Source organism: Azohydromonas caseinilytica (genome assembly GCF_012927045.1).
In the GTDB taxonomy this organism is placed as follows: domain Bacteria; phylum Pseudomonadota; class Gammaproteobacteria; order Burkholderiales; family Burkholderiaceae_C; genus Azohydromonas; species Azohydromonas caseinilytica.
Genome location: NZ_JABBFW010000019.1, coordinates 1 through 13655 on the forward strand (window position 1 = coordinate 1; position 13655 = coordinate 13655).

At 67.1% G+C, this 13655-nt stretch carries 11 protein-coding genes, 1 tRNA gene and 1 rRNA gene; 5 read left to right on the top strand and 8 right to left on the bottom strand.

The features are described from left to right. From HHL10_RS21180 to HHL10_RS21200, 5 genes are all read right to left on the bottom strand, one after another. A 16S ribosomal RNA gene (locus HHL10_RS21180) occupies positions 1-340 on the bottom strand; the annotation flags it as partial. 487 nt (positions 341-827) lie between these two features. After that, a tRNA-Val gene (locus tag HHL10_RS21185) sits at positions 828-902 on the bottom strand. A gap of 37 nt (positions 903-939) precedes the next feature. Continuing rightward, entirely contained in the window at positions 940-1647 is a 708-nt protein-coding gene (gene dnaQ / locus HHL10_RS21190; RefSeq protein ID WP_169162393.1) for a DNA polymerase III subunit epsilon, read from the bottom strand. Between the two features lie 10 nt (positions 1648-1657). Then, a complete protein-coding gene (gene lgt, locus HHL10_RS21195) occupies positions 1658-2455 on the bottom strand; it encodes a prolipoprotein diacylglyceryl transferase (RefSeq protein WP_169162394.1) in 798 nt (265 codons plus the stop codon). Continuing rightward, entirely contained in the window at positions 2455-3378 is a 924-nt protein-coding gene (locus HHL10_RS21200) for a LysR family transcriptional regulator (protein ID WP_169162395.1), read from the bottom strand. Before HHL10_RS21200 ends, lgt begins: the two co-directional genes overlap by 1 nt. A 133-nt stretch (positions 3379-3511) precedes the next feature. Here HHL10_RS21200 and ilvD point away from each other — a divergent pair, with 133 nt between their 5' ends. Next, on the top strand, positions 3512-5191 hold the full coding sequence (ilvD, locus tag HHL10_RS21205) for a dihydroxy-acid dehydratase (protein ID WP_169162396.1): 1680 nt from the start codon (positions 3512-3514) through the stop codon (positions 5189-5191). Between the two features lie 120 nt (positions 5192-5311). Then, positions 5312-5620 carry a c-type cytochrome gene (locus tag HHL10_RS21210; protein ID WP_169162397.1) on the top strand — a complete coding sequence of 103 codons (309 nt, stop codon included), beginning with the start codon at positions 5312-5314 and terminating at the stop codon, positions 5618-5620. Positions 5621-5750: 130 nt separating this feature from the next. On the opposite strand, the gene acs is transcribed toward HHL10_RS21210, so the two are convergent. After that, positions 5751-7721 (bottom strand): acetate--CoA ligase, encoded by a 1971-nt coding sequence (acs, locus tag HHL10_RS21215; RefSeq protein WP_169162398.1) that lies wholly within the window; start codon positions 7719-7721, stop codon positions 5751-5753. Between the two features lie 169 nt (positions 7722-7890). Between acs and HHL10_RS21220 the strand changes: the two genes are divergently transcribed. Further along, positions 7891-8487, top strand: a complete 597-nt coding sequence (locus HHL10_RS21220; RefSeq protein WP_169162399.1) for a TIGR00645 family protein — start codon at positions 7891-7893, stop codon at positions 8485-8487. Between the two features lie 135 nt (positions 8488-8622). Then, on the top strand, positions 8623-10149 hold the full coding sequence (locus HHL10_RS21225) for a fumarate hydratase (protein ID WP_169162400.1): 1527 nt from the start codon (positions 8623-8625) through the stop codon (positions 10147-10149). A 69-nt stretch (positions 10150-10218) separates the two neighbouring features. Here the strand turns inward: HHL10_RS21225 and HHL10_RS21230 are convergent, their stop codons facing one another. Further along, positions 10219-11631: a mechanosensitive ion channel family protein gene (locus tag HHL10_RS21230; protein ID WP_169162401.1), complete on the bottom strand. Its 1413-nt coding sequence runs from the start codon at positions 11629-11631 to the stop codon at positions 10219-10221. A 124-nt stretch (positions 11632-11755) separates the two neighbouring features. Beyond that, positions 11756-12697, bottom strand: coding sequence for a histone deacetylase family protein (locus tag HHL10_RS21235; RefSeq protein ID WP_169162402.1), 942 nt, complete (start codon positions 12695-12697; stop codon positions 11756-11758). A 31-nt stretch (positions 12698-12728) separates the two neighbouring features. On the opposite strand from HHL10_RS21235, the gene HHL10_RS21240 reads away from it, so the two are divergent. Beyond that, positions 12729-13655, top strand: a complete 927-nt coding sequence (locus tag HHL10_RS21240; RefSeq protein WP_169162403.1) for an AAA family ATPase — start codon at positions 12729-12731, stop codon at positions 13653-13655.

A 13655-nucleotide genomic window follows, 5' to 3' on the forward strand; every position in this document is an offset into this window, starting at 1 on the left:
CCCGTAGGAGTCTGGGCCGTGTCTCAGTCCCAGTGTGGCTGGTCGTCCTCTCAGACCAGCTACAGATCGTCGGCTTGGTAGGCCTTTACCCCACCAACAACCTAATCTGACATCGGCCGCTCCAATGGCGCGAGGCCTTACGGTCCCCCGCTTTCACCCACAGGTCGTATGCGGTATTAATCCGGCTTTCGCCGGGCTATCCCCCACCACTGGGCACGTTCCGATGCATTACTCACCCGTTCGCCACTCGTCGGCACCCGAAGGCCCGTTACCGTTCGACTTGCATGTGTAAGGCATGCCGCCAGCGTTCAATCTGAGCCAGGATCAAACTCTTCAGTTCGATCTTGAATATTACTGCTCAAAGGAAATCGAAGAAACTCTTCAACTTCACTGTCGAGCGTTCGAGACACCAAAACAAGTCCAGCATCTCAGGACAGAGCCCAAAGACTCCACCCTCTTGTGTGAGACACCTTCCGTACCCGGGCCCGAACGCCCACGCTTATCGGCTGTATGTTTTTAAAGAGCTTGCCGCTGTTGCAGCGCTTCGCAGTTTTGTTCAGCGAAGCTTGAAATTCTGACACATTCAAAAAACCTTGTCAAGCACTCGGAATTTCGAATCACTAACTAAGCTGGTTAGTTCAACAGCAACCATCAATGATGGCTGCCACACAAGCAGCACACCAACCGCACCGCTCGATCAACTCAACCCGCTCAGCGTGGCCGCAAATTATGACATCGCTTTAAATTTAATGTCAACACCTCGCGGCGAATTTTTAGTAACACAAACACTTTCAAGTCAAAAGCAACAATGGATGCTGCCGCTGGCCTGGTGGGCGGTGCAGGGTTCGAACCTGCGACCCCTGCCGTGTGAAGGCAGTGCTCTACCGCTGAGCTAACCGCCCGGGATTTGCGTTTCCTTCCTATCCCGGAAGACCGCCATTATGGCATGATTTTTTTCCAATGCGCAAGTCCCCCACTGGATTTTTCCAGCTCGGCCAAAAGAGCCTCATGTGCCAAGCATTCGGACTCAGTGGCACTCAGCACTGGCAAAGTGAACTGTGTGAGGTCGATGGCTGGGATCTCTTCCTCCACCACCACAGTTTCCTCTTCCTCTTCCATGACCAACGCGTTCTGTCCGCGCGTCATGCGGATGTAGACCTCAGCCAGCAACCCCGCGTCCAGCAAGGCGCCGTGGAATGTACGGCTGGTGTTGTCGACCTCCAGACGCCGGCACAGCGCATCCAGCGAGTTGGCCTTGCCCGGATAGAGTTCCCGCGCCATCAGCAGGCTGTCGGTGATCTGCGTCACATGCTGGCCCAGCGGAGGACGACCCAGCCGGCGCAATTCGTCGTTCAGAAAGCCCACGTCAAACGCGGCGTTGTGGATGATGATCTCGGCATCCGCCAGGAACTCCATCAGCTCGTCCGCCACGGCAGCAAACACGGGCTTGTTGGCCAGGAATTCGTCCGTCAAGCCGTGGATGCGCACCGCCTCTTCGTGGTTCTTGCGCTCGGGGTTCAAATAGAAGTGCTTGTTGCGGCCGCTCAGGCGCCGCCCAACCATCTCGACGCAGCCGATTTCGACGATGCGGTCGCCGTTCTCGGGGCTCAGGCCGGTGGTCTCGGTGTCCAGAAAGATCTGTCGCATGGCCGCGATGCTAGCCCGCACGGCGCGATGCAGTTGTCCACAACAGCACACCGGCGCCAATCATCGGCAGGCACAGCCATTGACCCATGCTCATGTTGAGCGCCAGCAGGCCCAGGAAGCTGTCGGGCTCACGGAAGTACTCGGCCACGAAGCGCAAGACGCCATAGCCGACCAGGAACGCGCCCGATACGCGGCCCAAGGGATGCGGCTTGCGCGCATACAGCCACAGCAGCACGAACAGCAGCACGCCTTCCAGCGCGAATTGGTAGAGCTGCGAGGGATGGCGCGGCAACGCCGAGCCGGACTGCGGGAACACCATGGCCCAGGGCAGCGACGGATCGGCCGCCCGCCCCCACAGCTCACCGTTGATGAAGTTGCCGATGCGTCCACAGGCCAGCCCGATGGGTATGCAGGGCGCGATCAGGTCCGTCACTTCCAGAAAGTGCCGTCGGCGCCGATGCGCATACAGCGCCATCGCCGCCAGCACACCGAGCAGGCCGCCGTGGAAGGACATGCCGCCTCGCCACACCATGAATACCTCCAGCGGGTGGCTGGCGTAGTAGCCCGGCTTGTAGAACAGCGCATAGCCCAGCCGCCCGCCGACGACCACACCCAGCACGCCAAAGAACAGCAGGTCTTCCACGTCCCGCCGGGTCCAGCCGGCCTGCGTGAACCAGGGCTGGCGCACGCGTCGCATGGCCAGCAGCAAGAACAGGCCAAAGGCCGCCATGTAGGTCAGACCGTACCAATGCACCTGCAGCGGTCCGAGAGAAAGCGCGATGGGGTCGAACTGGGGATGCACGAGCATCAGCGGACTCCTCCTTCCAGGGCAGCGGATTGTCGCTGCACGTTCAGTTGCGCCTGTACGTGGCGGACGAAGCGCTGCACCACGGGTCCGTCCTCCTGCCACAGCAGGCTGGTATGCGCCATCGGCGCGTCACGCGCAATCTGCCGGTAGACCACGCCCGGACGCTGCAGTTGCGTCATCGATGCCGGCACCCAGGCCACGCCCATGCCGGCCGACACCAGGCTGACGATGGTCTGCAGCTGAATCGCCTCCTGCACGATGCGCGGCGCGCAGCCGGCGACGTGGTAGCGGGCCAGCACCGCGTCGAACAGCGACGGCGCCACGGCCCGCGGAAAGATCAGCAACGGTTCAGCCGACACGTCCTCGAAGCGCAAGGGCTCGGGCCCGGCTCCCGGATGATCCGCGGGCAAAGCCAGCACCAGCGACTCGCTCAGCACCGACAGCGCGTGCAGCGCCGCAGGCACTGCCGCCGGCGCATGCAGCACGAAGCCCGCATCAATGTCACCCGCAGCCAGCGCCTCAAGCTGCACATCCATGGTCGCTTCGCGCAATTGCAGCTCCACGTCGGGATGGTGTTCACGGAAGCTGCGCAGCCAACCCGGCAGCGGCCCGTAAGCAATGCTGGAAACGAAAGCCAGCCGCAACCGCCCCGACAGCCCTGCCGCGGCCGCGCGCACCGCCTCGGGCAGCGCTTCGGCCTCGCGCAACAGGCGCCGGGCTTGCTCCAGCAAGGCTTGGCCCGCGGGCGTGAGCGCCACCGAGCGCCGCGTGCGCTGCAGCAGCTGCACTTGCAGCGTGCGCTCCAGCGCCTGCACGGCCTGGGTCAACGGCGGCTGGGTCATGTGCAGCCGCTGTGCGGCGCGTCCGAAGTGCAGTTCCTCCGCCACCGCGACGAATTGCCGCAAGGGCCGCAGCTCGATCATTGATCCGCTCCATGAATCAATTGCAGCTGACAAATATATTGGACTCGAATTTTTCAGCGGCGCCATACTGCCGCCCGCCGGCGTTGCCCGCGCCCGCAGGCCCGGCCGGCGCCATCCACCGCAGGAGTACCCCATGAGCGACAACCGCCGTTCCAGGAACATCACCGAGGGCGTGGCGCGCGCCCCGAACCGGTCCATGTACTACGCCATGGGCTACACCGAGAGCGATTTCGGCAAGCCGATGATCGGCGTGGCCAACGGTCACTCCACCATCACGCCCTGCAACTCCGGGCTGCAGCGCCTGGCCGATGCCGCGGTGGAAGGCCTCAGGGCCGCCGGCGCCAACCCGCAGGTCTTCGGCACGCCCACCATCAGTGACGGCATGGCCATGGGCACCGAGGGCATGAAGTACTCGCTGGTGTCGCGCGAGGTCATCAGCGATTGCGTCGAGACCTGCGTGGGCGGCCAGTGGATGGACGGCGTACTGGTCATCGGCGGCTGCGACAAGAACATGCCCGGCGGCATGATGGGCATGCTGCGCGCCAACGTGCCGTCCATCTACGTCTATGGCGGCACCATCCTGCCGGGCCGCTACAAGGGTCAGGACCTCAACATCGTCAGCGTCTTCGAGGCCGTGGGCCAGTTCAGCGCCGGCAAGATGTCGGAAGAGGACTTCTGCGAGATCGAGAAGCGCGCCATTCCCGGCAGCGGCTCCTGCGGCGGCATGTACACCGCCAACACCATGAGCTCGGCTTTCGAGGCCCTGGGCATGAGCCTGCCCTACTCCTCCACCGAAGCCAACGTGCACGAGGAGAAGGTGGAGAGCACGCGCCGCGCCGCCGCGGTGCTGGTCGAGGCGGTGAAGAAGGACCTCAAGCCGCGCGACATCGTCACGCGCGAGTCCATCGAGAACGCCGTGGCGGTGATCATGGCCACCGGGGGTTCCACCAACGCGGTGCTGCACTTCCTGGCCATCGCGCATGCCGCGGGCGTGGAGTGGACCATCGACGACTTCGAACGCATGCGCAAGAAGGTGCCGGTGCTGTGCAATCTGAAACCTTCGGGCCAGTACCTGGCGGTGGACCTGCACCGTGCCGGCGGCATCCCGGCGGTGATGAAGGAACTGCTCGAGGCCGGCCTGCTGCACGGCCACTGCATGACCATCACCGGCAAGACCGTGGCGGAGAACCTGGCCGACGTGCCCGACCTTTCGCCCGATCAGGACGTGATCCAGCCGGTCTCGAACCCGATCTACGCGCAGGGCCACCTGGCCATCCTCAAGGGCAACCTCTCGCCCGAAGGCTGCGTGGCCAAGATCACGGGCCTGAAGAACCCGGTGATCACCGGCCCGGCGCGCGTGTTCGATGACGAGCAGTCGGCGCTGGCGGCGATCATGGCCGGCCAGATCAAGGCGGGCGACGTGATGGTGCTGCGCTACCTGGGCCCCAAGGGCGGCCCCGGCATGCCGGAGATGCTCGCACCCACCGGCGCCCTCATCGGCCAGGGACTGGGCGAGAGCGTGGGCCTGATCACCGACGGGCGCTTCTCCGGCGGCACCTGGGGCATGGTCGTGGGCCACGTCGCGCCCGAGGCCTACGAAGGCGGCAACATCGCGCTGGTGCAGGAGGGCGATGCCATCACCATCGACGCGCACCAGCTGCTGCTGCAGCTGCATGTCGGCGACGAGGAGCTGGCCCGCCGCCGCGCCCAGTGGAAGCAGCCCGTGCCGCGCTACACCCGGGGCGTGCTGGCCAAGTTCGCTCGCAACGCCTGCAGCGCCTCGTCGGGCGCGGTGCTGGACAAGTTCGATTGAGCCCGTGAGCGCTGCGTCAGGGTCAGGTCAACCGAAACTCCTAAAATTGCGTTGCAGACTCTGCGCCCGCAGCGCACTTTTGCCAACCGCTGATCGAATTCCGCAGCCCGAAAGGAAATCATGAAGTTTCTGCTTCCCGTGATCGTTGCCGCCGCCGCGGCCGTCTCTGCCCCGGCTTTCGCCAACCAGGAGCTGGCCCAGAAGAAGAACTGCCTGGCCTGCCACGCCGTCGACAAGAAGCTGGTTGGCCCCGCCTACAAGGACGTGGCGGCCAAGTACGCTGGCGACAAGACCGCCGAAGCCAAGCTGGCCGAGAAGATCCAGAAGGGCGGCGCTGGCGTGTGGGGCCCGGTCCCGATGCCGGCCAACCCGCAGGTCTCGGCCGACGAGGCCAAGCAGCTGGCCAAGTGGGTCCTGAGCCAGAAGTAATCCGGCTCCCCATTGACCACGAAGCCCTGCCCCGCAGGGCTTTTTTTCGTCTGCGCGGCTCCCGCGCCGCACAAGGGCGCCATGAAAAATGCCCCGCGCTGCGGGGCATTTTCACTGGTCCTGAGCCAGCTCAGTAGGCCTGGCCGAGCTGCTCCAGGATGGCCGGATTCTCCAGCGTGGAGGTGTCCTGCGTGACGGCCTCGTTCTTGGCCACCGAGCGCAGCAGGCGGCGCATGATCTTGCCGCTGCGGGTCTTGGGCAGGTTGTCGCCGAAGCGGATGTCCTTGGGCTTGGCGATGGGGCCGATCTCCCTGGCGATGTGGTCGCGCAGCTGCTTGGCGATGGCCTTGGCCTCGTCACCCGAGGGACGGGGACGCTTGAGCACCACGAAGGCGCAGATGGCCTCGCCGGTGGTCTCGTCGGGACGGCCCACCACGGCGGCCTCGGCCACCAGCTCGGTGCAGCTCACCAGCGCCGACTCGATCTCCATCGTGCCCATGCGGTGGCCCGACACGTTCAGCACGTCGTCGATGCGGCCGGTGATGGTGAAGTAGCCCGTCTTGGCGTCGCGGATCGCGCCGTCGCCGGCCAGGTAGAGCTGGCCCTTGAAGTCCTCGGGGTAGTAGCTCTTCTTGAAGCGCTCGGGGTCGCCCCAGATGGTGCGGATCATTGACGGCCAGGGCTTCTTGACCACCAGGATGCCGCCCTGGCCCCAGGGCACTTCCTTGCCCGTCTCGTCCACCACCGCGGCCTGGATGCCGGGGAAAGGCAGCGTGCACGAGCCCGGCACCAGCGGCGTGGCGCCCGGCAGCGGCGTGATCATGTGGCCACCGGTCTCGGTCTGCCAGAAGGTGTCCACGATCGGGCAGCGGCCGCCGCCCACGTGCTGGTGGTACCACTCCCAGGCGGCCGGGTTGATGGGCTCGCCCACCGAGCCCAGGATGCGCAGCGAGGACAGGTCGTAGCTCTTGGGATGCACGGCCTCGTTGCTTTCCGCGGCCTTGATCAGCGAGCGGATGGCCGTGGGCGCCGTGTAGAAGACGGTGACCTTGTGGTCCTGGATCATCTTCCAGAAGCGGCCGGCGTCCGGGTAGGTGGGCACGCCTTCGAACACGATCTCGGTGGCGCCCAGCGCCAGCGGGCCGTAGGTGATGTAGGTGTGGCCCGTGACCCAGCCGATGTCGGCCGTGCACCAGAAGACGTCGTTGTCTTTGAGGTCGAAGGTCCACTTGGTGGTCAGCGCCGCGTGCAGCAGGTAGCCGCCGGTGGAGTGCTGCACGCCCTTGGGCTTGCCGGTGGAGCCGGAGGTGTAGAGCAGGAACAGCGGGTGCTCGGCCTCGACCCACTCGGGCTCGCAGAACGAATCCTGGCCGGCCAGGGCGTCGTCCATCCAGACGTCGCGGCCCGCGGTCATGGCCACGTCCGCGCCGCTGCGCTTGACCACCAGCACCTTCTCGATCTTCTCGCAGCCGCCCAGCGCCAGGGCCTCGTCCACGATGGCCTTCAGGGGCAGTTGCTTGCCGCCGCGCACCTGGTGGTCGGCGGTGATGATCAGCTTGGCGCCGGTGTCCTCGATGCGGTCGCGCAGCGACTGGGCCGAGAAGCCGCCGAACACCACCGAGTGCGTCGCGCCGATGCGCGCGCAAGCCTGCATGGCGGCCACGCCGTCGATGGACATGGCGATGTAGATGACGACGCGGTCACCCTTCTTCACGCCCTGCGCCTTGAGCGCATTGGCCAGGCGGCAGGTGCGCTCCAGCAGTTCCTTGTAGGTCACCTTGGTGACTTCGCCGCCGTCGGCCTCGAAGATGATGGCGGTCTTGTCGCCCTTGCCGGCCTCGACGTTGCGGTCCAGGCAGTTGTAGGAGGCGTTGAGCTTGCCGTCGGCAAACCACTTGAAGAACGGCGCGTTGGAGCTGTCGAGCACCTGCGTGAACGGCTGCTGCCAGCTCACGAACTCGCGCGCCAGGCGACCCCAGTAGCCCTCGTAGTCGGCTTCGGCTTCGGCCACCAGGGCCTGGTAAGCCTCCATGCCCGACACGTGAGCGTTCTGGACCACCTCGGGGGCGGGCGCGTACAGCTTGCTATCGACTTCACTCATGAATCTGTCTCCTGCATTCCTCTGGATTGCGAGTAGCGGTGCCCGTGAAAACTGCCGCGGGCGAACGAATCCACTGTGTCCAAGACGGCTGACGAAGGGCTTACTCCTTGCTGCAGCGCAGCAAGGGAGAACCCTAGAATGCGGCGCCTTTCAACCCCCCTTCTTTGCCATGGCCTCGCTTCAGGACCCGACCCAGGTGCGCATGCGCCCGCTGCCCAACATGATCTTCGCCAGCCGCTGGCTGCAGCTGCCGCTGTACCTGGGGCTGATCCTGGCGCAAGGCGTGTACGTGTTCCATTTCTGGGTCGAGCTCATGCACCTCGTGCAGGCCGCGCTGGGCGACACGCAGGCGCTGCAGTCGCTGGTCAACAGCATCGGCTACAAGGCCGGCCCGGACTGGGAGCCCAAGCTCAACGAGACGGTCATCATGCTGGTCGTGCTGGGCCTGATCGACGTGGTCATGATCTCCAACCTGCTGATCATGGTCATCGTCGGGGGTTACGAGACCTTCGTCTCGCGCATGAACCTCGAAGGCCATCCCGACCAGCCCGAGTGGCTCAGCCACGTCAACGCCTCGGTGCTCAAGGTCAAGCTGGCCACCGCGATCATCGGCATCAGCTCCATCCATCTGCTCAAGACCTTCATCAACGCCGAGAACTACAGCGAGAAGGTCTTGATGTGGCAAACGGTGATCCACGTCGCCTTCCTGCTGTCGGCCATGGCCATCGCCGCCACCGACCGGCTGCTGAGCAACGGCAAGCATTGAGTTCCGGGCGCGGCATCACGGCGTGATGCCTGCGGTGGTCCGCGCCATGGCGAGCGCAATGCCAGGGCGTCAGGCTGCCCTCAGGTCGGCCGTTAAACTTGACGGGTTTGCCTCAACACCCTCCCCGGTGCCCCCATGACCACGATCATCAAGCAGAGCGATCTGATCGAAAGCGTTGCTGGCGCTTTGCAGTACATCTCGTACTACCACCCCGCCGATTACATCGCCCACCTGGCCCGCGCCTACGAGCGCGAGCAAAGCCCGGCGGCCAAGGACGCCATCGCGCAGATCCTGACCAACTCCAAGATGTCGGCCGAAGGGCACCGCCCGATCTGCCAGGACACCGGCATCGTCAACGTGTTCCTCAAGATCGGCATGGACGTGAAGCTCGAAGGCTTCACCGGCTCCATCGAGGATGCCGTCAACGAGGGCGTGCGCCGCGGCTACCTCGACCCGGACAACGTGCTGCGCGCCTCGGTGCTGGACGACCCCATCTTTGCCCGCAAGAACACCAAGGACAACACGCCCGCGGTGATCCACATGAGCGTGGTGCCGGGCAACACGGTCGACGTCATCGTCGCCGCCAAGGGCGGCGGCAGCGAGAACAAGACCAAGTTCGTGATGATGAACCCCAGCGACAACCTGGTGGACTGGGTGCTCAAGACCGTGCCGCAGATGGGCGCGGGCTGGTGCCCGCCGGGCATGCTGGGCATCGGCGTCGGCGGCACCGCCGAGAAGGCCATGCTGCTGGCCAAGGAAGCGCTGATGGAAGACATCGACATGTACGAGCTCCAGCAGCGCGGCCCGCAGAACAAGCTCGAGGAGCTGCGCCTGGAGCTGTACGAGAAGGTCAATGCGCTGGGCATCGGCGCGCAGGGCCTGGGCGGCCTGACCACGGTGCTGGACATCAAGATCAAGACCTACCCCACGCACGCCGCTTCCAAGCCCGTGGCGATGATCCCCAACTGCGCCGCCACGCGCCACGCGCACTTCGTGCTCGACGGCACGGGCGCGGCCTACCTGGAGCCGCCGAGCCTGGACCTGTGGCCCGACGTGGCCTGGGCGCCCGACTACAACAAGAGCAAGCAGGTCAACCTCGACACGCTGACCAAGGAAGAGGTGGCGAGCTGGAAGCCCGGCGACACGCTGCTGCTCAACGGCAAGATGCTCACCGGGCGCGACGCCGCGCACAAGCGCATCCAGGACATGCTGGCCAAGGGCGAGCAACTGCCCGTGGACTTCACCAACCGCGTCATCTACTACGTCGGCCCGGTCGATCCGGTGCGCGACGAGGTGGTGGGCCCGGCCGGCCCGACCACGGCCACGCGCATGGACAAGTTCACCGAGATGATGCTGGCCAACACCGGCCTGATCTCGATGATCGGCAAGGCCGAGCGCGGCCCCGTCGCCATCGAGGCCATCCGCAAGCACAAGAGCGCCTACCTGATGGCCGTGGGCGGCGCCGCCTACCTGGTGTCCAAGGCCATCAAGTCGGCCAAGGTGGTGGGCTTCGCCGACCTGGGCATGGAAGCGATCTACGAGTTCGAGGTCAAGGACATGCCCGTGACGGTGGCCGTCGATGCCAACGGCACCAGCGTGCACCAGACCGGCCCCGCCGAATGGCAGGCCAAGATCGGCAAGATCCCGGTGGCCGTGGCCTGACCAGGCTTTCAGCCATTGCATGAAAACGGCGCCCGCGGGCGCCGTTTTTTTGTGCCTGTCCGCAACGCCTCAGGAAGGCACGCCGGGCGGCTGCGGTGCGGTGGCCGGCACCGGTGAGGACGGCGGCTGGGCGGCTGGCGTGGCCTGCGGCGGCTGCAAGGCCGGTGCGGGCGGCGTGCCCTGCAGCAGCTGCGCCGCGGCCTCCGCGCCCGGCGCGGCCTGCACCTGCACCACGCGCTGCGGGAACGGGATGCCGATGTGCTGCCGGTCGAGCTCGCGCAGCAGCGCGCGGTTGACGTCGCTGCGCGCGCCGCCCAGGCCGTTTTCCGGGTCGCCGATCCAGTACGACACCGTCAGCTCCAGGCCGTCGGCGGCGAAGCTCGACAGCAGCACCGCCGGCGCCGGGTCGGCCAGCACCCGCGGCACCTCGCGCACCACCTCGACCAGGCGCGGAATGAGCCAGTCGATGTCGGTGCCGTAGGGCACCTGCACCGTGCTGGTCAGCACCACGCGCGGGTCGGACAGTGTGAGGTTCTCCACCCGCTGCGTGATCAGCAGCTCGTTGGGCACGATCGACTCGCGCCCGTTGAGCGCGCGCACCACGGTGAAGCGGGTGTTGATGTCGGTGATGCGGCCCTCGAAGTTGTCCACCTTCACCACGTCGCCGATGCGCAAGCTGCGCTCGGCCAGGATCACGAAGCCCGAGACGTAGTTGGAGGCGAGCTTCTGCAGGCCGAAGCCGATGCCCACGCCTAAAGCGCCGCCGAACACCGACAGCGCCCCCAGCGGGATGCCCGCCGCCGACAGCGCCAGCAGCAGGCCCACCAGCAGCAGCAGCGCGCGCGTGGCGTTGGCGGCGATCTTGCGCAGCGACAGGTTGCCGCCGAAACCGGGCTCGCCGGCGCCGGAGAGCAGCCGCGTCTCGATGGCCGCGGACAGCCACAGCATCAGCACCAGCACCAGCACCGCCGAGAGACTGCCCTCGACCAGGCTGCGCAGCGTGACGTTGCCGCCGCCCACCTTCCAGTGGATCTGCTCCATCTCGCCCAGCAGCAGCGGCAGCGCGCCGGTGAGCCACAGCACCAGGCCGATCCACACCACCCACGACAGCGTGCGCTCCGCCACCCGCACCAGCTGCGACTTCGGAAAGGCCACCTCCAGCACCCGCACGCCCAGCCGGATGATCAGCAGCGAGGCCAGGATCGGCACCGCCAGCTGCAGCAGCGCCGGCCGCGGCAGCACCATGCCGGCCTGCAAGCCCCAGCGCGCCGCGAACACGCCCGCCAGCGCCAGCAACGGAAACAGCACGCCGTCCACGATGTGGTCGCCGAGCCAGACGCTCTGCGCGCTGGCGCTGCGCCGGCGCAGCAGCCACGTGATCAGCCAGGCCGCGCCCAGGCACGCCGCCAGCGTGCCCAGCTCGATGAGCAGCCCGCGCTGCGTCAGCGACGACAGCAGCCGCTGCAGGTCAGTCGGATTCATTCTTCCCCTTGTCGTTCATGTCAGGGCGGCCGGCCATGCCGCCGGCCGCCGCGCGGCGGCCACACAACCGGCCCGGGCGCGCGTTCCACCGGGCGTCATGCCGGTGACGCGCGCCGCGGCCGCCTCAGTGATCCACCTCGGCCAGCACCCGCAGGTGCGCCGCCACGCTGCGCGCCAGGGCGCCGAGGTCGTAGCCGCCTTCCAGGCAGGACACGATGCGGCCCTGCGCATGGCGGTCGGCCACTTCCTTGATGCGCTTGGTGATCCAGGTGTAGTCCGCCTCGACCAGGCCGAGCTGGCCCAGGTCGTCGTCGCGGTGCGCGTCGAAGCCGGCGGAGAAGAAGACCATCTGCGGCCGGAAGTCCTCCAGCCGCTGCATCCACATCGCCTCGATGAGGCTGCGCACCTCGGGCCCGCGCGTGTAGGGCGGCACCGGGATGTTGACCATGTTGGTGCCCAGCGGCACGGCGCCGCTGCCCGGATACAGCGGGTGCTGGAAGAAGCTCACCATCAGCACGCGCTCGTCGCCGGCGACGATGTCCTCGGTGCCGTTGCCGTGGTGCACGTCGAAGTCGACGATGGCCACGCGCTGCAGCCCGCGCACGTCCAGCGCGTGGCGCGCCGCCACCGCCACGTTGTTGAAGAAGCAGAAACCCATGGCCTGGTCGCGCGTGGCGTGGTGCCCGGGCGGGCGCACGGCGCAGAAGGCGTTGCGCAGCTCGCCGTCGATGACGGCGTCGGTGGCCGTCAGCGCGGCGCCGGCGGCGCGCAGCGCGGCGTCCCAGGTGGCGGGGCCGGCGTAGGTGTCGGGGTCGAGCGCCTTGCGCTCGCCCTCGTCGCGCAGGCGCTGCAGCAGGTCCCGCATCTGCAGCACGTAGTTGGCGCTGTGCGCGCGCTCCAGGGCTTCGATGGGGGCCGGTGGCGCCTCGCGCCAGTCCAGCGCGATGTCCAGGCCGGTGGCGCGCAGGTGGTCGGCAATGGCATCGAGCCGCTGCGGACATTCCGGATGGCCGGCGCCCATGTCGTGAGCGCGGCACGCGGGGTGGCTGTAGTAGGCGGTCGTCATGGCAGGGACCATTGTGATTTAAGGTGCCCCCATGAATGCGCGATCCGGAGAACTCCTTCAAAGGCTTGTGGCGCAGATCGACGGCGTGGTGGTGGGCAAGCGCGCGCAGGTCGAGGACTGCGTGGCCTGCCTGCTCGCCGGCGGCCACCTGCTGATCGAAGACCTGCCCGGCGTGGGCAAGACCACGCTGGCGCACGCGCTGGCGGTGTCGCTGGGCCTGCGCTTCGCGCGCGTGCAGTTCACGGCCGACCTGCTGCCCAGCGACCTGCTGGGCGTGGGCGTGTACGAGCGCAGCCGCGAGGCCTTCGTGTTCCATCCCGGGCCGGTGTTCACGCAAGTGCTGCTGGCCGACGAGATCAACCGCGCCGGCCCGCGCACGCAGAGCGCGCTGCTGGAGGCGATGGAGGAGCAGCAGGTCAGCATCGAGGGCCAGACGCGGGCGCTGCCCTCGCCCTTCTTCGTCATCGCCACGCAGAACCCCAGCGACCAGCTCGGCACCTTCGCCCTGCCCGAGAGCCAGCTCGACCGCTTCCTGATGTGCATCACGCTGGGCTACCCGGACCGCGCCAGCGAGCGCGCGCTGCTGGCCGGCGAGGACCGCCGCGGCGCCATCGCGCGGCTGGAGCCGGTGATGGGCCCGGAAGCGCTGCTGGCGGCGCAGCAGTCGGTACTGGGCGTGCATGCCTCGGACGCGCTGCTGGACTACCTGCAGGCGCTGATCGCCGCCACGCGCGACGGGCGCTGGTTCGCCCAGGGCCTGAGCCCGCGCGCGGGCATCGCCTGGCTGCGCGCCGCCCGTGCCCGCGCCCTGCTGCAGGGCCGCGACTACGTGGCGCCCGACGACCTGCAGGCCATGGCCGTGCCGGTGCTGGCCCACCGGCTGCAAGTGCCCGGCGACAGCGGCCGCGGCCGCGCCGCGCAGGTGCGGGCCCTGGTCGAGGCCGTCGCCCTGCCCTGA